This window comes from Centipeda flueggei ATCC 43531, from assembly GCF_000160695.1.
Taxonomy (GTDB): Bacteria; Bacillota; Negativicutes; order Selenomonadales; family Selenomonadaceae; genus Centipeda; species Centipeda flueggei.
In genome coordinates this window covers 95,332-117,514 of the sequence record NZ_GG694006.1, presented here as the reverse complement: position 1 = coordinate 117,514, position 22,183 = coordinate 95,332, and the positions used below count along the sequence as shown (strand labels likewise).

The following is a 22,183-nucleotide window of genomic DNA, read 5'->3' as shown; positions in this document are numbered from 1 at the left end:
ATGGACACAACTTCGTTGTTCATATTACCATAGAAATTTTTTCTTGTAAATGAAAAGTTTCCTGCAGCGCACGTTCTGCGCATTCTTTATCGGATTTAATTTGTGAAATGAGTTCATCAACGGAATCAAATCGCCTCTCACTCCGTATCCTTTTATGAAATGATACAAGAATCTTCTTTCCGTAAAGATCTCCGTCAAAGTCCATAATGTGAACTTCCATGCGCCGATCACATGACCCAAACGTTGGATTATTTCCTATATTGGCAACGGCTGAATAGATATGATTATGGTATAGGACCGTTACCGCGTATACGCCGTTCGGCAGAATCTCATAGAATTCGAAGAGCGCAATATTGGCCGTGGGGAAGCCGAGCAGCCGTCCACGCGCCTGCCCGTGTATTACCGTCCCAATCATTGTAAAAGGGTATCCAAGAAGCTCATTTACGTGCGTTATATCCCCTTGTTCGATATAGGTACGAATGCGTGTACTGCTGATTGGCACATTATCGTACAAAACGGATGCGCACACAATGGTTTCTATGGTATATCTTCTCCCTATACCGCGCAGGAGCTGTGGTGTTCCCACGCCTTTCCTCCCAAATGTATAATTTTCACCGACAACAACGTACTGCGGTGAAAAATAACGGTAAAGCAGATGAATAAATTCTTCGGGTGAGGTGTCGGCAAAAGCAGGAGTGAAAGGAATTTCCACCAAGACATCGACGCCCAAATTCCGTAAAATTCGCCGACTTACCTGTTCACTGCTGATACGGCGTGGGGCCCCCAAGGAATCAACAATTGCCCGTGGATGATTCGTAAAGGAAAAAACAAACGTAGTCCCATGAATCCTGTTTGCCTGTTCAGCTGCTGTGCGGATGATCTTTTGGTGTCCGATATGCAGTCCGTCAAACATGCCAAGTGCAACGACGATATTTTTGTATTTTGACGCAAAATCAACCAGCTGATGGTATGTTTTCATGGGGGAAAACATTCTCCTTATGGTTCTCCAATGATGCGAAGCTCCGGAAACAGTCTTACGTGATGCTTAGCATATACACGATTCTGTACAGAGTGTATGAGCTGCTGTACATCACGCGCTGTCGCACCGCCTATATTGATAATAAAGCCGGCATGTTTCTGTGAGACCTGTGCCCCCCCGTATGTAAGCCCCTTAAGGCCTGTCTGGTCAATCAGCGTGCCGGCAAAATATCCGGGCGGTCGTTTAAACGTACTGCCGGCGCTGGGATAGGAAAGCGGCTGTTTACTTTCACGACGCTGATTGAGGTCGGACATTCTCTCCAAGATAGACGATGGATCATCCGTACGAAGACACAGGTGGGCTTCGCAAATCGCCTCGTTATTTGTGTGAAAAACACTGTGACGATAGCCGAAGTCCAGCTCATCCGCAGAATACAGCCGTACCTCTCCATCTGGTGAAATGGTCTTGACTGCCATGACGACAGATTTCACTTCACCGTCGTAGGCGCCTGCATTCATAAAGACAGCACCACCGATGCTTCCTGGTATCCCGCAAGCAAACTCCAAGCCAGAGAGGCCCTTCTTTTGTGCAAATGATGCAATATCTTTCAGAAGAGCTCCAGAGCAGACAATAAGCGTTGTCCCCTCCTGCGTGATACCTGACATCTGACGACTGAAACGAATCACCAGGCCTCGTATACCGCCGTCGCGGATTAGCAGATTGGACCCATTGCCAAGTATGGTGACCGGAATATCATAGTGTTTCGCTTTCTGTATAATCGCACGCACTTCTTCTGTGTTATGCGGATAAAATAGAAGATCCGCAGGTCCGCCGATGCGAAACGTTGTATGGAAGCGCATGGGAGCGTTTTCAAAGAGTCTTGTCCGTTCAAACTCCTGATAACAGGAATGAATGAATGCTTCATTCATATCTGTGTGCTCCTTCCGTGGCAGCCGTTTCCGTATATACGTAAGTCAGCAAATCGATGCTGCCGCAGAGCTTCAAACGCCACGACGGCAACAGCATTGGATAAATTTAACGAGCGTGCTTCTTCCCGCATCGGAATGCGGATAGTATTGGCTTCGTAATCTGTCAATAAAGACTCCGGCAGTCCCGCACTTTCCTTCCCAAAAACGAGAAAATCGTCTGTTTTGTAGGATATGTCACAGTAGCTGTGGTGCGCTTTTGTACTGCAGAAGTAAAATGTATGCTCATAATATTGTTGGTGGAGCGCCGCAAAGGAATCGTGATAGTGAACGCGGACAAGATGCCAATAATCGAGCCCGGCGCGCTTTAAGTGCTTATCATCGGTTGAAAATCCGAGTGGCCGTACCAGATGCAGCTCCATTCCTGTCCCCGCGCACAGCCGTGCAATATTTCCGGTATTTCCAGGGATCTCGGGCTCGACGAGAACAATATGCATATTGTTCGCTTCTCCATTCTTTTCCTGAACAACGCAACGACATTATATCGAATTAGCATCATAAAAACAACCCATAGGAGGAGAATCTCCCATGGGTCGAATCAAAATCACTGCAGAATTGCGCCGGTGTTGGCCGATGTTGTTAACTTAGCATAACGCGCAAGGTATCCCGTTTTGATTTTTTGTTCTGGTTTTACCCAATTCTTACGCCGTTTTTCAAGTTCTTCATCACTGACTTCGAGTTCAAGTCTGCGATTCGGAATGTCGATGGTAATCATATCCCCATCTTCGATCAGTGCGATAGGACCGCCTGACATAGCTTCGGGAGACACATGCCCTACACAGGCACCCTGACTTGCACCACTGAAACGTCCGTCAGTGATGAGCCCAACCTTGAGCCCCATGCCTGTAATCACAGCAGTTGGATTCAGCATTTCCTGCATTCCGGGTCCGCCTTTTGGGCCCTCGTAGCGTATGACAACGACATCACCATCATGGATCTTCCCCTCCATGATGGCATTTACTCCCTCTTCTTCGGAGTTAAAGCATTTCGCCGATCCGCGATAGGTAAGCATATCATCTGACACGGCAGATGCTTTCACGACAGCATAGTCCGGTGCAAGATTACCGCTCAGTATGGCAAGACCGCCCTCAGTGCGATAGGGATGATCAACGCTGTGGATGACCGTGGGATCCAGGACTTCTGCGTGTGCAATCCGCTCGCGTACAGTCCCCGTCACTGTCAATGCGTCCAGATGAAGCAAATTCTTCTTGGACAGTTCCTTCATCACCGCAGAGATGCCTCCCGCCTCGTTCAGATCCTGCATGTGATGTGTACCGGCAGGGCTCAACTTCGTAATGTACGGAGTGCGTCGACTGATCTCATCAAAGAGAGGCGTAGCAAGCTCAATACCTGCTTCGTGTGCGATTGCCGTAAGGTGGAGGACGGTGTTGGACGATCCGCCAATCCCCATATCAACGGTGATGGCATTCTCGAATGCATCACGTGTCATTATATCGCGCGGGCAAATATTCTTTCGGACGAGATCGAGAATAATGGTGCCTGCCATCTTGGCGAGCAGACGACGTTCTCCGGTATACGGTGCAGGTATTGTCCCGTTCCCGGGAAGCCCCATGCCGAGCACCTCGGTCAAAGAGTTCATGGTGTTTGCGGTAAAAAGCCCAGAACAAGAACCACAGCTGGGGCAGGCATGTTCCTCGATCGCCGTCATTTCCTCTGCGTCCATCTTTCCGGCGGCAAACATGCCGGCGGCCTCGAATGCCTGACTAACACTGATGTTGCGCCCGTGATGGCGGCCTGCCAGCATCGGTCCTCCGCTGACCAAAATGGCAGGAATGTTCAGACGTGCTGCCGCCATCAACATTCCCGGAACAACCTTGTCGCAGTTTGGAATCAGAACAAGTCCATCAAAGCCAGACGCCATGGTAACGGCCTCAATCGAATCGGCGATCAGCTCACGGCTGGCAAGGGAGTATTTCATCCCTGTATGCCCCATTGCAATTCCATCACACACACCGATGGACGGAAATTCAATCGGTGTGCCGCCGGCAGCAGCCACGCCGAGTTTTACGGCTTCCGCAATCGTATTGAGATGAAAATGACCGGGAATAATCTCGTTGAATGAATTGCAGACACCAATCAGCGGCTTTGCAAGATCTTCCTTCCCATATCCATTGGCATGAAAAAGTGAACGATGCGCACAGCGTGTCGCACCTTTTTTTACAACATCGCTTCTCATAAGGATTCTCCCCCACTTCCACTTCGCTTATGCAGAAATAAATTTTCAGCATAAGCGGAGATAACAAATACATGACAGAGATTTTAGCGCATTCCTCCATTTTTTTCAACCGAATGTTGATTCTGCATGTATATCTTTCATAGCACGCTGTTGTCAAATATGCTATAATCGGATTAGAATTCGATGCCTTCCTGCGCTTTGATTCCCTGTTGATAAGGATGTTTGACCAGCTTCATCTCTGTGACAAGATCCGCTCGCTCAATGAGTTCCTGTGCGGCATTCCTGCCCGTAAAAATAAGGTGCATACAGGAAGGTCGTGCGGCAAGCAGATCATCCAATTCATTTCGTTTGATAAATCCAAAAGAATATGCATAATTGAATTCGTCGAGGATGACCATATCCCACATTCCCTGTTGGATTTCATTCTTCGCCCTATGGAGAAGCTCCTGCGCTGCCTGACGATGTTGTTCCTCCCTATTGTCTCCGCGCTGTGAAAAACCAAGGCCCCCTTGTCGAATCTCAATCCGCTCCTGCAGCGAATGAAGTGCCTTGATCGCCTCCAATTCACCGTAGGTTCGGCTTCCTTTAATGAATTGGAGAATCAGTACGCGCATTCCATTTCCCCACGCACGCATCGCCATACCAAGGGCTGCCGTTGTTTTTCCCTTACCGTCACCGGTGTGAACGATAATTAGACCTTTTTTTCCCATATTGACCCCTGCCTTTCTAAGGAGTTTTCTATCATATCATCTTTGTGTGAATCTATGAAGCAATATTTGTTTTTTACAAGTCTCATCTTTTTTATCGTTATCGGATGCATTTTTTTTCTTGAGAAAACTGATTTCCTGCATTTGCGTGAGCTCGACATTTCTGCCAAGGTATACGAGGAAGACGGCACCGTCACGCTGCGTTGGGAACGCCCTGCATATCCATGCTACTATCGTGTGGATACCTATATCAAGACAACGGGAACGGGCACAGACAAAGCTGGATTTGAGCTTGTCAAGACGGACTTTACGACAACGCCTTCCTATCGGATCTCCTCGGCGCCGATTCCCTTTTATTATCGGATCACTGCATACGGTATGTTTGGTGCTCTGACATCGCCATCGACGGAGATTGCTTCCCCCTATTTCGCTGCACAGGCACCTATTCCAATCTATCATTATACAAAAGAACATCCAGCAAGTCTTATGCCCTTTCTCGTTTGGCACAGCATCCCTAACGCGGTTCTCTACGAAGTGGAGCTGCTCTCTGCTCCACCGGAGCAGGAAGGCGGCATTTCGCTTTCCACGAAATACCATTTGACCAGCACCCGCGATGTATTCACGAATGGTTGGCAGGCAGACCTGCGAAAGTTTTCCTCCCATAAGATAATCTATTGGAGAGTCCGTGCCTTGGGATTAAAGCAGGAACCCATCGGAGAATTTTCTTCCGCTGAGCCGCTTGTCATTGATCAAAATGCTACGATTCCCGATCATCCTTTGCCGAACATTTTTGACCAGGTCATGAATTTTCACCAGCCAATCTACCCAGTCTACCAATGGATTCCGATGAACGGTGTCCACACGTACGAGGTTGAACTTCTGACAGAAAAACCAGATCACGACCACGGAACAAAACCAGATCCACATCGTGCCTGGGCACAAACCATCTCCGATGCCAATGCCATTTACGATGAATACGCACGCCCCTATGCCGGCACTTACTACTGGCGTGTACGCGGGTTGGATGCCAAAGGTCATACCGTCGGAACATGGTCGAATGTGGCATCATTTACAGTGAATCCCGCGCCATCAGGACATGTTTACGCTGCGGCACTCGGAGACAGCATCACCCATGGAGGTGGTGCGATATCGAATTCTCCCGCATTCCTGGAGTACAGCTATACGACATATCTGTCCTTTGACTGTCTCAACCTTGGCCGCAGCGGGGATACGTCGCACACGACACTGGAGCGCTTTGACCAAGACGTACTACCACTGCGTCCGGCCAATCTTTTGATTCTTACGGGATCCAACAGTCTGCGCGCGGATACGCCAGCAGAGGAAATCATAAAGGATCTGGATGACATCCAAAAAAAGTGTTCTCTGCATGGCATTCGTCCTATTTTCTTAACGCTGCTTCCGCTAAATCCAGAACGTATCCAGCTGGCGTTCCATATAGAAACAGATCCCACGTGGAAAATAAAACTGAATCTCATCAATGCGTGGATTCGATCGCAGGTGTATTACATTGACATAGAGCCATATTTCTATGATGCAAAGTGGAGTGTCCTAAATCCGCTGCTGTCAACTGATGGGCTGCATCCGGATGTCAACGGAAAGAGAATGATGGCAGATCTGATCAATCAGCACCGTGACCTCCTGAGTGAGATTCCGGAAAAGTAAAGGACAGTCATACGAAGAGCAACACCTTCGTATGACCGTCCTTTCTTTATGCTCGTGATTGAATCAACATGGCATCGCCGAACGAAAAGAATCGGTAGTTCTCCTCGACGGCTGTTCGGTATGCCTGCAGGGTAAATTCTCGTCCGGCAAATGCACTGACCAACATAATCAGAGTAGATTTTGGCAGATGAAAGTTTGTAATCACAGCATCAACGATTTTGAATTGATACCCCGGATAGATGAAAATATTCGTCTGCCCCCGCTTTTCTTCGATCATTCCGTGATCGACCGCCGCGGACTCCAGTGTACGGATGGAAGTCGTCCCCACCGCAACAACCCGTCGTCCTTCCTGCTTTGCCATGCGGATCAGGTCTGCTGTCTCTGTCGGGATGGAATAAAATTCGCTGTGCATTACATGATCTTCGATCTCATCGACTTGAACCGGGCGAAATGTGCCGAGACCAACATGCAGTGTGACGAAGCCGAGGTGCACCCCCTTTTTCCGCAGCCGGTCCATAAGAGACTCCGTAAAATGAAGCCCTGCCGTCGGCGCTGCTGCAGAACCTTTCTCTCGGCTGTAAATCGTTTGGTAACGCTCCGGATCCTCCAGTGTCTCATGAATGTAAGGAGGAAGAGGCATCGTTCCCAAACGATCCAGAATCTCTTCAAAGATTCCCTCATAGGAGAATTTTACAATTCGTCCGCCGAAATCCGTATATGCAAGCACCTCGCAGGACAGCTCATGACCAAACGTAATCACAGAGCCGACGCGCATTTTTTTGCCGGGCTTCACAAGAACTTCCCATCGATCTCGTTCCAGTTGGCGCAGTAAAAAAACCTCAGCCTTTCCCCCAGTCGGCTGTCTTACACCAATGAGACGCGCTGGAATCACACGGGTATCGTTGAATATCAGTACATCTCCATCCGTTAGGTATTCATCCAGCTGATAAAAGTGTCGATGTTCGATGCTCTGTGTTTTGGGAGACAACACCATCATGCGTGAAGAATCTCGCGGGTCTGCCGGAACTTGCGCGATTTGCTCCTCTGGAAGAAAGTAATCGAAATCAGAAATATTCATAGATCTCACCTTATATGACTACGGACTGCATAACACAACGTATTGCTCGGTATATCCGTAGTTCATTTAGTATATTTTCTCGATGGTTATATCCGTATAGTAGTGCGATAGGATCTCTCGGTCGGTCTTCCCCTGGTCGGCAAATGCCTTGGCCCCCCACTGCGAGAGGCCGAGGCCATGCCCTCCGCCATAGCCGCGAAAGACAATATCGGACGATTCACGCTGAATCTCAAACAGGGTACTTGGCAGTGCAAATATCCTGCGTAAGTCATTTCCTGAAACAATACAATTTCCTTTGTCACCGAGAACCTCAATAAACTGGACGCGGCCGCTCGGGCTCCGATCTTTGCTCCCCTTGCCGATGCTGAGAGGAGAAAAATGAATCGACTTCAGATGCCCGACTCTTTTGCTGCTCTCCTCCAATTTTTTCACAAACAGTGTCGTCGAAACGCGCTGTGTCCACGGCTTGGTTTTCGTCTGCAGTTCGGATACGGAACGCAGATAAGGAACATAGCGCCCCCACACCTGTTCGGCGGACTCAGTCATACCACCGGAATCCGTATGGAAGACAGCATCAATGATGGCACCATGATAAAACATCACTTCTCCGCGTGTACGATCAACAGCTTCCGTAGTTTCCTTCGTTTCTGCCGAACTTCCTTCATAAACTTGACAATGCGCAGTATTACACAGATCAAATCCTTGCTCGTTGTGACGATTCCTGTTCTTCAGGGCAAACGTTCGTGCGGCAATACTCTGGGCCCGCAAAGCACCCATCGGCCACGTCGAAGGCATTTCTTTGGGCACAACGCCGTACAAATAATCCTCCGTCAAAACATGGTTGATAACAGTCATGCCATTTTGTTTCAGTAATGTAACATAACCACGATACGGCATATCGTTGATATAAATGGATTCATCTTCGCCTGCCTGAATGTATAACTGCTTGGCTTCATATGTTTTTCCATTGAGTTCAAATGTATTATGAAGGAATCGAACCCGCAGTTTTTCCTGTTGCGGAATCGTCAAAACGGGGCTCTTTTGCTGCTCATCTGTGTATACATAAAGCGGTGCATTCCTGCCGAAAAATTCTGCTTTCGCAACACCTTGACAGATTCCTACCGTAATTTCCGGCTGCCACGATGCGGACACAATGCTTGGAACAACGAACAAAAGTGTACTGATGACAAGAATACTGCACCGCAAACACAATTTCATTGCTGCCCCCCTTTCACACGGAAAGCATGTGGCGTTGTCGTTTCTTCTCCCGATTTTCCTTCCGACGAATTTTTTGCAGTTCCTTGCTGTATCGTTCTTCTTCACTAAAAATACATCCGCAGTAGGATTGACGGTAGAGCTCCATATCCTTGCTCATATCAATCCCTTCCTGCCATCCGATACGAAAGTCTTCGTAGTAGAACGTGATGCCGTACTGATCTGCAAAACATTCTGCAACAGAGCGCATGAGATCGTGCTGTTGGTAGATACTGTAGAACAAGGTTGACGTAAAGGCATTGAATCCATGCTGTGCTGCGTAGTCGGCAGTTTCCTGCAGACGCCACGTATAGCACATACGGCACCGTCCACCGCGCGTATCCTCTGCAGGAAGAGCTTTTTTCAGGAATGAACGCATCTGATATTCCCGATCGATGACAATCGGCATCTGCACCGTTTCTGCAAACTGTGCTGCCCCCTGCATCCGTGCTTTCCACTCCTGATATGGATGAATGTTCGGGTTAAAGAAATAACCGGTCGGCTCTATGCCGTCGCTGCGCAATTTTTTTACCGGATAACAGGAACATGGACCGCAGCACATATGCAAAAGTATTTTCATGTTAGAGCAACTCTCCCTGTCTGTCATCGCCGCGTGGATACGGTGCCCCAATGTGCTCATAGCCGCCCTGCGTCACAACACGTCCACGCGCGGTACGGGCAATAAAGCCAAGCTGGATCAAATATGGCTCGTAGACATCCTCTATGGTCTCTGTCATCTCACTCAGTGCTGCCGCAAGGGTCTTGAGGCCGACGGGACCACCGGAGAATTTCTGAATCATAACCTCAAGCATATAACGGTCTTTGCTCTCTAGGCCACATTCGTCGACTTCCAATGTATCCAGTGCGTCGATGGTAACGGAACGCGAAATAATTTCCTCGCCTGCCACTTGTGCAATATCACGTACGCGCTTTAGAATACGGTTGGCAACGCGCGGCGTTCCACGCGAGCGACGTGCAATCTCAAGTGCACCGTCGCGTTCGATATGAACGGAAAGAATCTCAGCGGTACGTTCGATGATGAGCAGTAGAGCGTCGGTCGTATAGTACTCCAACCGCGCCTGTATCCCAAATCGGTCGCGCAGCGGTGCCGATAGAGATCCCGTCTTCGTCGTTGCCCCAACCAGCGTAAACGGCGCGAGATCTAAACGGATGGATCGCGCACTTGGCCCCTTTCCTATGATAATATCAATGGCATGATCTTCCATTGCAGAATAGAGTATTTCCTCAACATGATGGGAAAGACGATGGATCTCATCGATGAACAGGACATCGTGTTCCTGTAAATTGGTCAACAAGGAGGCAAGATCTCCCTGCCGTTCAATGGCAGGCGCCGATGTCTGGCGAAAATTAGCCCCCATCTCATTAGCAATAATGGCCGCGAGCGTCGTCTTTCCAAGTCCCGGCGGACCATAAAGGAGGACATGGTCGAGCGCTTCTCCCCGCGACAGCGCCGCTTGTATAAATTTAGATAAATTGGACTTTACTCTATCCTGTCCAATGTATTCACTGAGCCTCCGCGGACGCAGACTATACTGCCAGCCATCGGTGGACTGCTCTTCATAGGAAATGATTTCTTCATCTTCCCCCATCTCAGGCATCGTGTTCCCTCCTCTCCTGGATCAGAGTCGCTGTAGTTCTGACAATGCATAGCGGATCAGCTCCTCCGTATTTTGGCAGGAATGCTTTTGGCGGAATACACGCTGAATCTCACTGTCTTGAAAACCGAGCGTGAGAAGCGCTTCTGTTGCTTCAGCGACCATACCATTTTCGATCTCTGCTCCGACGTTGTTGTCACCTTCCGGCAGATCTTCAACCGAGACATCTGATAATTTGTCTTTCAGTTCCAATAGGATACGCTCAGCTGTTTTCTTGCCAATACCTGGAAGTTTTGTGATACCTTTTACGTCCTTTTGCTGCACCATACAGTAGAAATCATTTACTGTTGCCGAAGAGAGGATTCCCTGAGCGACTTTTGGACCAATGCCTGAAATGCCGATCAAAAGGAGGAACAGGTCATATTCTTCCCGCGAAAAGAATCCATAGAGAAGAATGGCGTCCTCTCGTACATTTGTATGAATGTAAAGCATAACTTCTGCATTTGGACTGATATGTGCACGCGTCTGATCGGAAATGAATACGCGATAACCTACATCGTGCACATCAAGAAGGCAATAGTCGGATGTGATATGCGTCGCTTTTCCTTTTAGAAATCCGATCATAAATCTACTCTGCTCCTGTCAAAACAAACCCTCGCGAATTTACAGCCTTCATTTCATCTCGGTCAACATGAGCCTACAATCGATTACGCCAGGCAATTGTGTCCATGCAGTGTGCAGCGCTGATCGCGACAGCGAGTGCATCCGCCGTATCATCAGGATGAGGAGCCTCAGGCAGATGGAGGAGTTTCGTCACCATGTAGATGACCTGTTCCTTTGTTGCCTTTCCGTATCCCGTAACGGATTGTTTCACCTGAAGCGGCGTTCTCTCAATCAGCACAAGATTATTTTGCGCCGCAGCGAGAAGTACGACCCCACGTGCCTGTCCAACCGGTATGGCGGTCGTAACATTGCGATTGAAGAAGAGTTGTTCTACCCCCATTGCCTCAGGGTGATATTTCTGAATCAATTCATCCAATGCTGTATAAATTTTCAAAAGACGTTTTTCCACCGGCATTTTTGACGATGTTGTAATTGCCCCGTAGGCATGTGGAAGGAGGCGTGAGCCATTCTGTTCAACGAGTCCATAGCCGCAAATGGCTGTCCCTGGATCAATCCCAAGTACCAACATGACCAGTCCTTAAAAAAGTGCAGACATGCTGTCTGCACTCAAAGAAATCCTCCGTTTACTCATCCATCTCATAGTTACTGTAGACATTCTGAACGTCGTCGTTGTCTTCCAGCGCATCGATCAACGTCTGCATTTTCTCCGCATCTTTGTCAACGAGGTGAACCGTTGTATCAGGAACCATCGTCACCTCTGCCGATGCCGTTTCAATCCCCTTTTCGCCCAATACCGTCTCAATGGCGTCGTAGGCATCCGGCTCAGCAATGATCTCAAAAACATCATCCTCGGAGCGCATGTCCTCAGCACCTGCCTCCAAAACGAGTTCCAGAAGTGCATCCTCGTCGTCAAAGGTATCTCGTTCGACCACGAAGACTGCTTTCTTCTTAAACATCCACGAGACACAGCCATCCTGTCCCAAATTTCCGCCGTATTTAGAGAAAAGGTGGCGAACATCCGCCGCTGTTCGGTTACGGTTATCCGTCAAGATATCAAGCATCACAGCCGTTCCACCAGGGCCATAGCCCTCGTAGATCACCTCTTCATAATTGCTTCCCTCAGTTGCCCCGAGTCCTTTTTGAATGGCACGATTGATATTGTCCTTCGGAATATTATTGGCCTTTGCCTTGGAAAGCGCCAATTTCAAACGCATATTTCCCGTTGGATCCGCACCACCCATACGGACAGCAATTGTGATTTCGCGCCCGATCTTAGTCGTGATTTTTCCGCGAATTGCATCATTCGCACCTTTTTTACGCTTGATATTTGCCCATTTTGAATGCCCGGACATTATTTATCTCCTTCCTATCGTCAACGTAGTATTCAGCAAACTAATTGATAGTGCTTCTTTTTTCCTTTTTTCAGCAATGCTTTCCCCTCTGAGAAGTCATCTTCCTGCAAGACATAATGTTCATCAGAGATGCGCGTCTCATTGAGCGTGACACCGCCCTGCTGAATCAAGCGGCGCGCCTCTCCTTTGGAAGAAAAGACCCCCTCGCGCGTCAGTGCATCAATCAGCTTCTCTCCACATGTCACATGGAGCTGTGGAACCTGTTCAGAGACACCGCCGCCGAACAGAGCCCGCGCCATCTCCTGTGCCTTATGCGCTTCCTGCTCCCCATGAACAATCTTCGTCACCTCGTAGGCAAGCACTTCCTTCGAGTGATTCATCTCTTTCCCTTCGACAGCCGTCAGACGATGCACTTCCTCCATGGGGAGGAAGGTGAGCAGAGAGAGACAGGTCGAAACATCCGTATCATCGACGTTTCGCCAATACTGGTAGAAATCATAGGGAGAGGTCTTCTTCGGGTCAAGCCAAAGCGCTCCGCCCGCCGTTTTGCCCATTTTCTTTCCATCGCTTTTGGTCAACAGTTTATTTGTCAGGCCAAATACGGTAATGTTCTTCTTGCGGCGGCAGAGTTCGACACCGGCGATAATATTCGACCACTGGTCGTCGCCGCCCATTTCAAGGCGACAGCCATAGCGTCGATTGAGCTCTAGAAAATCATACGCCTGCATAATCATGTAGTTGAACTCAAGGAAGGTAAGCCCTTTCTCCCACCGCTGTTTATAGCTTTCTGCGGCAAGCATACGATTTACCGTAAAGTGTGCTCCAACATCGCGGAGCAGATCAATATAATTGAGCTTGCGCAGCCAATCGCCGTTATCGACCATGATGGCACGCCCATCCGTAAAATCGATAAAGTGTGAGATCTGTGCCCGAAAACAATCGCAATTATGTGCAATTGTTTCATCGGTCATGACCTTGCGCATATCTGTTCGTCCTGAAGGATCGCCTACTGTCCCCGTACCACCCCCGACAAGACAAATGGGGCGATGTCCTGCACGCTGCATGTGGGACATGGCCATAAGCGCAATCAAATGTCCTGCGTGGAGGCTGTCTGCCGTCGGATCGAATCCTGTGTAGAATGTCACCTGTTCATGATCGAGCAGGTTGCGCAGAGCAGCTTCGTCTGTGCACTGTGCAAGAAACCCGCGCTCCTTTAGAATATCAACAGCATTCAATGAATGATCCTCTCTTCTCTAATTTTGACCCTTTTCTATCCCCATTCCAGGTTCCGGTGGTACTCCTGCGGATTCCGATGGAGAGGAGCGTGCTGGCTCAGCAGACGGAGTACTTGATCCTCCCTTAGCGGAAGAATTGCCAGAGGTCTTTCCTTTCTCCTTCTTCTTGTCTCCTGTCTTTTTTTTATCTCCATGTTCTTTATCAAGATCTTCTCCAAGATCTTCCTTCGCAGATACTGCATCATAGGCAGGACTTCCTGCAAAACTTCGTACTGGCAGGCCAGCATGTGCTTTCTGCATAAATGCCTGCCAGATGACCGCAGGCGTCAATCCACCAGACATGCCATGCAGATCACTAACACTGTCATTCCCGATCCATACACCGGCGACAAGATCCGGTGTATACCCGACAAACCATGCGTCATGATAGTCGCTTGTGGTGCCTGTCTTCCCAGCAGCAGGTCGTCCGATGTTGGCACGCGTACCCGTCCCACGCCGAATGACATCCTCAAGCATCGCCGTCAGTGCCGCTGCATTGTCTGCTGACATAACGCTCTTCTCTTTGCGCTCTGCTTCTTCGAGCACCTTTCCGGTCCGCGATACGACGCGCAGAATAGCAACAGGTTTGACGTGGATGCCACGGTTGGCAAATGTACCGTAGGCACTGGTCAATTCCAGCGGGGTTACACCGCGTGTCATTCCGCCAAGAGCCGTTGCTAGATTACGATCATTGGTTGCGCCATCCAAGACGAATGTAGATATGCCCATTTCCTGCGCATAGTAAATTGCCTTATCAATACCGATATCCTGTGCAATTCGAACGGTCGGAACATTAAGCGACCAGCGAACGACATCACGCAGGCGAACCTTGCCGGAGAAATTGCGGCTATAGTTCTGTGGTTCCCATGTTCCCACTTTCAGTGGTTTATCTTCAATAATAGATTCAGGCGTATATTTATTTTCGAGAGCCGCCGCAAAAACAAATGGCTTAAATGCCGATCCAGGCTGACGAACCGCCTGCGTTGCACGATTAAACTGGTCTGTTCCACGTCCGCCGACCATCGCTTTAATGTACCCTGTATGAGGATCAATAGCAACCAATGCTCCCTGCGGCTGAACGATGCCATTGGCATCCGTGAAGTACGTCGGCAAGTTCTTCATTGCCGCTTCAGCCGCCGCCTGCATATCCATATCGATGGTTGTATATATTTTCAGACCATCCTTGTAGATCGCATCGTCTCCATATTTCTCTGCAAGTAGTTGAAGTACGTAATCAACAAAGTAGGATGCATTTTTTCCACCATCATTTGTGCTTTTCGCAATGTGCAAAGGTTCTTTTTTAGTTGAAGCAGCTTCACTGTCACTAATATAGCCATACTTTACCATCTGGTCGAGCACGACAGCTTTACGCTCCATTGCCGCATCCATATTGTTGATGGGAGAGTAATAATTCGGACTTTTGGGGATTCCAGCCAACATTGCACACTCATTAAGCGTCAAATCCTTGGCATCCTTACCAAAATACGTCTGCGCTGCAGCCTGAACGCCATATGCTCCCTGTCCAAAGTAAATTTGATTCATATAGAGCTCGAGGATCTCCTGCTTCGTATACTGACGTTCTAACTGAAGGGCAAGGAATACCTCCTGAACCTTGCGTTTGAGCGTCCGATCCTGTGTCAAGTAAGCATTTTTAGCAAGTTGCTGCGTAATGGTAGAACCGCCCTCAGTAACAGTCCGTCCGCGAATATTGGCCCAAACAGCACGTATAATGCCACGTGGATCGATGCCAACATGATCGTAAAATCGATTGTCCTCAACAGCAATAAAAGCATTCTGCAGATTTTTGGGAATTTCATTGATTCCGATCGGGCGGCGATTTTCAGCAGCATGAATGTTTGCAATCTCATTTCCATGTATATCGTAGATCTGCGACGATGCCGGAGGGACAATATCCTCTGCAAGGTTTGATCGTGTGTTCAAACTTGCCGTTAGAAAGCCACAGCCTACACCGACAATCATAACAAAGAGAATCATCCCTATGATGAGAATTACTTTTCCCAACATAGAGCCTGTTGTTGTTTTTGTCGCTTTTTTTTCACTCTTTTGCATGGATACCTTCCTAACCAAGATATTGCCATTGGAGTCTCTCTGTGCACTTAATTCTTTTATTGTAACACAAAGTTTGATTTTTGTAAGGAAATTTTATTACGGAGCAAGTGGTACAACATTAGCTTTACTTTAATTTTACAATAGTTGCTCCCATCCCACCTTCGGAAATATCTGCGAATGAGAAGGAACATACAGAGCAATGACGCTTGAAGTAGTCCCATAGGCCAAGACGAAGGGTGCCGGTGCCCTTTCCGTGAATCACCAGAACGGTGGAAAGTCCAGAAAAAACAGCATCGTCGATGAATTTCTCAAGGACAGATTCTGCTTCATAAACAGTCATACCGCGTACATCGATTTGTGGACGAATCTCTGCCGCTTTTTTTGTCATCGCGCCGCTGGCGTGAACTTTGTTGACATGGTTTTTTCGTTCACGATGTCCAATAAACGAGCATGCACTCATTTTGACAATGGTACGAAGACCGCCGACCTGCACAGTGAGTTCCTCCCCCTGAAGAGAGAGTACGGTGCCTTCCTGTGCAAGTGTCCGAATATACACCGTGTCACCGATCTGAACATCACCAGGGTGTATGTCTTTTCCTATTGATGGGTTCTTTTGCGGCATATCGTGTATATACGTTTCATTTAAGCGGCTTCGTGCCTCATGAATCGCTTTTTGTCGCTCTTTTATTCCATGGTCATCGAATTGTTCTTTGAGAGACTTAATTGTCTCTTCGGCTATGCGTCTTGCTTCGCGTACAATATTGTTTGCCTCTTCGCGTGCCTTATGGAAAAGTTCCTTCTTCGACTGCTCAAATGCTGCACGTTCTGCTCGAAGACGTTCCTCAGCTCTGCCGATATCCGTTTCTTTTTTATAGAGGAGCTGATTTTTTTCCTCATAAATCGTCTTGGCACATTCCAAATCATGAACAACGGTTTCAAAGTGGGCATGGTCTTCGCTGACATATTCTTCCGCCCGTGCAACGATCTCTTCTGACAGACCGAGTTGGCGGCTGATAGAAAAGGCATTGCTTGCTCCTGGTATACCGATGAGCAGGCGATAGGTCGGACGGAGCGTTTTGAGGTCAAATTCAACCGAGGCATTTTCAACGCCTTGCTGTGTATACGCATACGTTTTGAGATCTGCATAATGCGTTGTCGCGACAGTAGCGATACGATTCATAAGGAAATGCTCGATAATACTCCGCGCAAGCGCAGCGCCCTCATCAGGATCAGTTCCCGCGCCGACCTCATCTAGGAGCACCAAGTCGCCGGATGTCGCTCGATCGATGATGCGTACAATGTTGCGCGTGTGCGCGGAAAACGTGGATAAACTCTGCTCGATGCTCTGCTCATCCCCAATGTCCGCATAAATATTTTGATAGACCGGTATCTCCGAGCCTGACTCAGCCGGAAGAAAACAGCCTGACTGAGACATCAGTGCAAGAATACCGAGTGTCTTCATACTGACCGTCTTACCGCCGGTATTCGGCCCCGTGATCAGCAGTGTGGAAAAAGTTTTCCCCAGCGCTATATCAATCGGAACGACCTTGTCCAGAGGAAGCAGCGGGTGCCGCGCCCTTCGCAGGTACACATAGCCGTCTCTGTTCAAAATCGGCGGATAGGCTCTCATCTCCCGTGCCAAGGAAGCACGAGCAAAAATGAGATCCAGATCGGACAAAATCGTGCAGTTGGCAGACAAAATATCAGCAGAACGGGCAATTTCACCGGTCAACCGCTGCATAATACGCAGGATTTCCTGCTCGCGTGCAATCCCCATCTGACGCACAGTGTTATTCAGCTCGACAATGGCGAGTGGTTCAATAAACAGTGTCGCGCCGCTTGCGGATTGATCGTGAATGACACCTGGAAATTGGCTGCGATATTCCTGCTTGACCGGGATGACATAGCGTTCATCGCGCACTGTTACAATAGCTTCCTGAAACATTTTTTGATAGGCTGCATCGTGAAGAACGGAAGAAAGCCGATCCTTTACCCGCGACTGCGCCGTACGCAGCTCATTCGTGATGCGATGAAGGACAGGGCTGGCATCATCGCGAAAATTTCCGTATTCGTCAATTGCTGCCTTAAGATTCCGTTCCAACATGCCCAAGATTTCGATGCGCCGCGCCAACTCTTTCAACAGCTCTGCATCAGCAGACAGATCGCGAAAAAAATACTTCACGTCTCTCATGCCGCCAATGGTGCTCTTAACCAAGCGCAGCTCATCCAGCTCCAGCAGAATACCTCGCCCTGCCTTTTTAAGAATCTCCCGCAGATGATGAATACCATCAAATGGAGGCGGCTGAATCTGTGCAACCCGTACTGCCTCTTCGGTCTCCATGTGAAGCTGTGCAATGTGGTCATAGTCGGAAGATGGCATGATATTGCTGCATCGTTCTTTCCCATAGGCTGTGGCGGCATACGATGCAAGTCTTGCTTTTATTTTTTCGTATTCTAAAACCTTAAATGACTCCGTGTCCATAAGTACCTCTTTTTATAAAGAATGCGTCAAAACAATGAGACAGAATTGATCTGTGCTTCTACAAGATTCCACGAAAGTAATGACCGCGCGTAATGTCACTTCCTTCCTGCATTTGCAGGCGCTTTTCTTCTTCCTCGGTTAAGGGCAGAGATAATTTCATCGCATCCCTGTAGGCAGAAACCGTACGCCGCAGCTCATCCAGTGCCGTGCCGCGTCCTTCGATGCGCAGGGTTGTAATCCCCGTACGGAAAATCTTCGGAACATATGGGAGAAGTGACAGCTTCTTGCTGTTCAATATATGCATACGACAGAATTGGTCCGTCGCGATGGGAAAATCGACGCCCTTGCGGTCATGCAAAAAATATGTTCCTTTTCGGCATGGCATCGTACACTGTCCCTTATCTAAATTTCCGAGAAAACTTCCGAGCACACAGTACTCCGATACCATCAACGGAAGACGGCCGCTGACCATCATGCTGAGCGGGATGGCAGAATCATGTGCGAGGCGTGCTGCCTGTTTTTCGTTTAGTTCCGGCGAAATCGTTGCTTCCTTGAAGCCATAAGACTGCAAAAAATCAAGGGTTGACTTATTATAGCTGATCATTGATGCATCTGCATGAAGAGCAGCAGAACAACGCTCCTGCGCGAGATGGGCAGTTCCGATATTATGGACATGAAGAGCAGCAGGTAATTTGTTTTCAAAATGTGCCAGAAGATCCGCCAATGCAGAACATTCACCTTCATGGACGATACGCGGCGTATTATAGTCAATGCGTACGTGATGCGCCTGTGCATAGTCCCAGACAGCATCATAATCGCACGGCTGCAAATGGCGCCCCTCATAGGACTCACCGCCGTAGAGGATCCCATCTGCACCGCCGGAAATTGCCGCTTCGGCGGCCGCAAGGGAATCCACTGAGACCATCAATTTTGCAGGAGGTGCAGTCGGCACATTCTCTCGTATCGGAACCGTGACGTGACATATCTTTTTTTTCACCTGAAAGTGGCTAATGCGTACCTCTTCTAGTGCGGCAATAGCTGCTCTGCGAAGTTTATTCAGTTCGCTGACGGGAACCATTACTTCCGGATCGATCTCACAGGTGAGTTCTTTCATGACAAACGCCGTTGTTCCCAGGCGTTCCATCTGTGCTTTTGCCATTTCAACGGTGAGAGGACGCTTTGTCGCGCGCACCGGCAGGTACTCACTTTTTTCATCGACACAGTTTCCTGCATCATCTTCAACATGGAGGGTCAGCGGAGCTTGTACTTTGGCATGAAGGTGCATGGCAACAGGGATCTTAGCAAGAGCATCCGCTGCATACGAACGGCGCGCTGTCTCCATCAGTTTTGCATCATAGACCTTGAAGGCTCGGTCATGCATACGTACGCGCCCACGGATCCGAAAGGAGACAATATCCCCCGCAGATGCTGCCGGACACTCGCGCCCCTCTTCATTATAGAGATATTCGATCTCCGCAGAAACGCGTCCTCCAACTTTGACCCAGAAATCCAACTGATCGCCAACAGCAAGATCACGGGTAAGTTTCAGCGACACCATTTCCGTACGGGCATCATAATCGACGACGCGGCCGACCAAGAGCCCCCGATTGTTCGGACGGCGGTCGCTCATCATCTGCTTCCCTTGGTGTCTTTCCATGTATGCTGTTGTGAAGTCCCGATTAAACACCTGCGCCAGATGATCGCGATCATCATCGTCGATCGGCGGATTTTTTGCAGCAAGATAGTGATCGATCGCCTTTCGGTACGTGCGGACAATGGTCGCAACATACTCAGGACGTTTCATCCGCCCCTCGATCTTCAGCGAATATATCCCTGCGTCGAGCAGCTGTGGAATCAGATCAACGGCATTCAGATCGCGCGGAGAGAGCAGAAAATTTCCGGCAGAATCGCCGAGCACATCTCGTCCTGCTGCATCGATCAGTGTATACGGAAGGCGGCAGGGCTGCGCACAGCGGCCACGATTCCCGCTGCGCCCGCCGATCATGCTGCTCATCAGACATTGTCCTGAGTAACAGACACAGAGTGCGCCATGCACAAAGCATTCGATCTCAATACTGCTCTCACGGCATATCTTCTGTATCTCAGGAATGGACAATTCCCGTGCGAGAACGACGCGGGAAAATCCAAGCGCTGCAAGAGCCTTTACCCCTGCACTGTTGTGGATGGTCATCTGCGTACTCGCATGCAGCGGAAGAGACGGTGCGATTTGCTGTGCCAGACGTGCCGCGCCGAGATCCTGTACCAATACAGCATCTGCTCCAACCAAGGAAAGAAAAGATAGATATTCCTTTAACTTAGGGAGTTCCTCATTGTCGATGATCGTATTGACAGCGACATGTACCTGAACGTTCTTCAGATGCGCATAGTGGATGACATCGCTCAGTTCCTGCTCGTCAAAATTGGCCGCATAGGCGCGCGCACCAAACATTTTTCCCGCGAGATAGACGGCATTCGCTCCATTTTCAACAGCAGCATAAAAAGCCTCTTTCGTTCCCGCCGGTGCGAGCAGTTCTACCAATGATTCCACCCCTTTATTCGCACAAGCTGAATTATTCTTCTTCCGCAGAATCCGATGTCTCCTGCATCTCTTCAAATAGACGCAGCTGATCATCATCCAGCGTCTTTTTTATATCGTCGATGTTCGGTAAGGCAGGAAGATCCTCTATCCGCTCCAGGCCAAAGGAGCGCAAAAATAAATCCGTCGTTCCATACAGAATAGGACGCCCGACAACGGGTTTACGTCCCATTTCACAGATAAGTTCCAGCTCCATCAGCCGTCCAATGGAGCGTTCAGCACGCACCCCGCGGATGTGTTCTACCTCCTGCTTGGTGATGGGCTGCCGATAGGCAATAATAGAAAGTGTTTCCATTGCAGACGAGGACAGTGTCGGCTGTATTTTTTCAGCGAGCTTCTGCACCCACGGAAAGGCGCTGGGGTGCGTCACGAGCTGATAGCCGCCTGCCGATCTGCGCAAAAATATTCCGCGCTCCTGCGCAGCAATATCACGTTCGAGGACGGTTAGGGCCTCCTGCACCTCCCACTCCGGAACCTCGATAATCTCTGCCAGTTTTGAGAGGGGAAGCGGTGCACCTGCGGCAAACAGAACGGCTTCAAGAATACTCGAGCAACTAAGAGACTGCACTGCTGCCCTCCTTTGTTGAAATCATAATCACATGATACAGACGTTCCTGCGTAACGAGTACCGTCTGCATCTTGACGAGCTCCAGCAGTGCCAAAAAAGCAGAGAGCAGCTCTTCCCGCGTTCCGCTGGGAAACGCGTCGCTCAGTTTCATGCAGCCATGATGTGTATGGAGAAGAGACAGAATATCCGCCATCTTATCCTGCACACGATACTCCTCTGCCGAAATGACAACCGCTGGTATGCGCGGCTTCTCCTGCGCACGCAGGACATCCGAAAAAGCCCGCAGCAGCGCATCAGGAGAAAGACCGAGCAGCGGCATACGATGCGCAGGGAGCGGCATGGGAGAGCGTTCCACATAGGGACTTTGTGCATCGTTCATCGTTGCGAGAAGCGACGCGATTTCTTTGAATCGACGATACTCCAACAGACGTTCAACAAGCTCCCTGCGCGGATCTTCTTCCTGCTCCTCATCCGTTTCGGCCGGAGGAAGCAGCATACGGGCTTTAATCCGCAGCAGCGTTGCCGCCATGACCAAGAACTCGCTGGCATATTCAATATTGAACTGGTAGAGTCTGTCAATATGATCTAGATACTGGCGGGTCAAATCGGCAATCGGTATATCGTAGAGATCGATCTTATTCTTTTCAATAAGATGCATGAGCAGATCCATGGGGCCCTCAAACGCATCTAATTTGACCAGATAATCGTCCTTCATGA

General features: G+C 49.1%; 19 protein-coding genes. 1 reads left to right on the top strand and 18 read right to left on the bottom strand.

The window, feature by feature from the left end:
* Nucleotides 1–19 precede the first annotated feature (19 nt).
* From HMPREF0908_RS00540 to cobO, 5 genes are all read right to left on the bottom strand, one after another.
* Nucleotides 20–979 (bottom strand): bifunctional riboflavin kinase/FAD synthetase, encoded by a 960-nt coding sequence (locus tag HMPREF0908_RS00540; RefSeq protein WP_040572274.1) that lies wholly within the window; start codon nt 977–979, stop codon nt 20–22.
* Between the two features lie 17 nt (nt 980–996).
* Nucleotides 997–1,908 (bottom strand): UDP-N-acetylmuramate dehydrogenase, encoded by a 912-nt coding sequence (gene murB, locus HMPREF0908_RS00535; protein ID WP_006689450.1) that lies wholly within the window; start codon nt 1,906–1,908, stop codon nt 997–999.
* Nucleotides 1,905–2,402, bottom strand: coding sequence for a tRNA (uridine(34)/cytosine(34)/5-carboxymethylaminomethyluridine(34)-2'-O)-methyltransferase TrmL (gene trmL, locus HMPREF0908_RS00530; protein WP_006689449.1), 498 nt, complete (start codon nt 2,400–2,402; stop codon nt 1,905–1,907). Before trmL ends, murB begins: the two co-directional genes overlap by 4 nt.
* Nucleotides 2,403–2,509: 107 nt before the next feature.
* On the bottom strand, nt 2,510–4,162 hold the full coding sequence (gene ilvD / locus HMPREF0908_RS00525; RefSeq protein ID WP_006689448.1) for a dihydroxy-acid dehydratase: 1,653 nt from the start codon (nt 4,160–4,162) through the stop codon (nt 2,510–2,512).
* A gap of 173 nt (nt 4,163–4,335) precedes the next feature.
* Nucleotides 4,336–4,872, bottom strand: coding sequence for a cob(I)yrinic acid a,c-diamide adenosyltransferase (gene cobO / locus HMPREF0908_RS00520; protein ID WP_006689447.1), 537 nt, complete (start codon nt 4,870–4,872; stop codon nt 4,336–4,338).
* A gap of 54 nt (nt 4,873–4,926) precedes the next feature.
* Here cobO and HMPREF0908_RS00515 point away from each other — a divergent pair, with 54 nt between their 5' ends.
* Complete coding sequence (locus HMPREF0908_RS00515) at nt 4,927–6,552, top strand: GDSL-type esterase/lipase family protein (protein WP_006689446.1); 1,626 nt, start codon at nt 4,927–4,929, stop codon at nt 6,550–6,552.
* Between the two features lie 46 nt (nt 6,553–6,598).
* Here HMPREF0908_RS00515 and queA read toward each other — a convergent pair whose 3' ends face one another.
* The 13 genes from queA to HMPREF0908_RS00450 all read right to left on the bottom strand — a co-directional run bounded on the left by queA (nt 6,599) and on the right by HMPREF0908_RS00450 (nt 22,181).
* Entirely contained in the window at nt 6,599–7,630 is a 1,032-nt protein-coding gene (queA, locus tag HMPREF0908_RS00510) for a tRNA preQ1(34) S-adenosylmethionine ribosyltransferase-isomerase QueA (RefSeq protein WP_006689445.1), read from the bottom strand.
* A gap of 66 nt (nt 7,631–7,696) precedes the next feature.
* The gene (locus HMPREF0908_RS00505; protein WP_006689444.1) at nt 7,697–8,848 is read right to left on the bottom strand and encodes a SpoIID/LytB domain-containing protein; all 1,152 of its coding nucleotides are present in this window, start codon (nt 8,846–8,848) and stop codon (nt 7,697–7,699) included.
* Nucleotides 8,849–8,861: 13 nt separating this feature from the next.
* Nucleotides 8,862–9,464, bottom strand: a complete 603-nt coding sequence (locus HMPREF0908_RS00500) for an epoxyqueuosine reductase QueH (protein ID WP_040572273.1) — start codon at nt 9,462–9,464, stop codon at nt 8,862–8,864.
* A 1-nt stretch (nt 9,465) separates the two neighbouring features.
* Nucleotides 9,466–10,503, bottom strand: coding sequence for a Holliday junction branch migration DNA helicase RuvB (gene ruvB / locus HMPREF0908_RS00495; protein WP_006689442.1), 1,038 nt, complete (start codon nt 10,501–10,503; stop codon nt 9,466–9,468).
* A gap of 21 nt (nt 10,504–10,524) precedes the next feature.
* Nucleotides 10,525–11,124, bottom strand: coding sequence for a Holliday junction branch migration protein RuvA (gene ruvA / locus HMPREF0908_RS00490; RefSeq protein WP_006689441.1), 600 nt, complete (start codon nt 11,122–11,124; stop codon nt 10,525–10,527).
* Between the two features lie 73 nt (nt 11,125–11,197).
* On the bottom strand, nt 11,198–11,692 hold the full coding sequence (ruvC, locus tag HMPREF0908_RS00485; RefSeq protein WP_040572272.1) for a crossover junction endodeoxyribonuclease RuvC: 495 nt from the start codon (nt 11,690–11,692) through the stop codon (nt 11,198–11,200).
* A 55-nt stretch (nt 11,693–11,747) separates the two neighbouring features.
* On the bottom strand, nt 11,748–12,476 hold the full coding sequence (locus HMPREF0908_RS00480) for a YebC/PmpR family DNA-binding transcriptional regulator (protein WP_006689439.1): 729 nt from the start codon (nt 12,474–12,476) through the stop codon (nt 11,748–11,750).
* A 32-nt stretch (nt 12,477–12,508) separates the two neighbouring features.
* Nucleotides 12,509–13,711, bottom strand: a complete 1,203-nt coding sequence (gene tyrS, locus HMPREF0908_RS00475) for a tyrosine--tRNA ligase (RefSeq protein WP_006689438.1) — start codon at nt 13,709–13,711, stop codon at nt 12,509–12,511.
* 18 nt (nt 13,712–13,729) lie between these two features.
* On the bottom strand, nt 13,730–15,820 hold the full coding sequence (locus tag HMPREF0908_RS00470; protein WP_006689437.1) for a transglycosylase domain-containing protein: 2,091 nt from the start codon (nt 15,818–15,820) through the stop codon (nt 13,730–13,732).
* Nucleotides 15,821–15,944: 124 nt separating this feature from the next.
* Entirely contained in the window at nt 15,945–18,302 is a 2,358-nt protein-coding gene (locus HMPREF0908_RS00465) for an endonuclease MutS2 (protein WP_006689436.1), read from the bottom strand.
* A gap of 58 nt (nt 18,303–18,360) precedes the next feature.
* Nucleotides 18,361–20,850: a U32 family peptidase gene (locus HMPREF0908_RS00460; protein WP_006689435.1), complete on the bottom strand. Its 2,490-nt coding sequence runs from the start codon at nt 20,848–20,850 to the stop codon at nt 18,361–18,363.
* Between the two features lie 22 nt (nt 20,851–20,872).
* On the bottom strand, nt 20,873–21,466 hold the full coding sequence (scpB, locus tag HMPREF0908_RS00455) for an SMC-Scp complex subunit ScpB (protein WP_006689434.1): 594 nt from the start codon (nt 21,464–21,466) through the stop codon (nt 20,873–20,875).
* Nucleotides 21,453–22,181: a segregation and condensation protein A gene (locus HMPREF0908_RS00450; RefSeq protein WP_006689433.1), complete on the bottom strand. Its 729-nt coding sequence runs from the start codon at nt 22,179–22,181 to the stop codon at nt 21,453–21,455. The genes scpB and HMPREF0908_RS00450 overlap by 14 nt, the downstream gene beginning before the upstream one ends.
* Nucleotides 22,182–22,183: the final 2 nt, after the last annotated feature.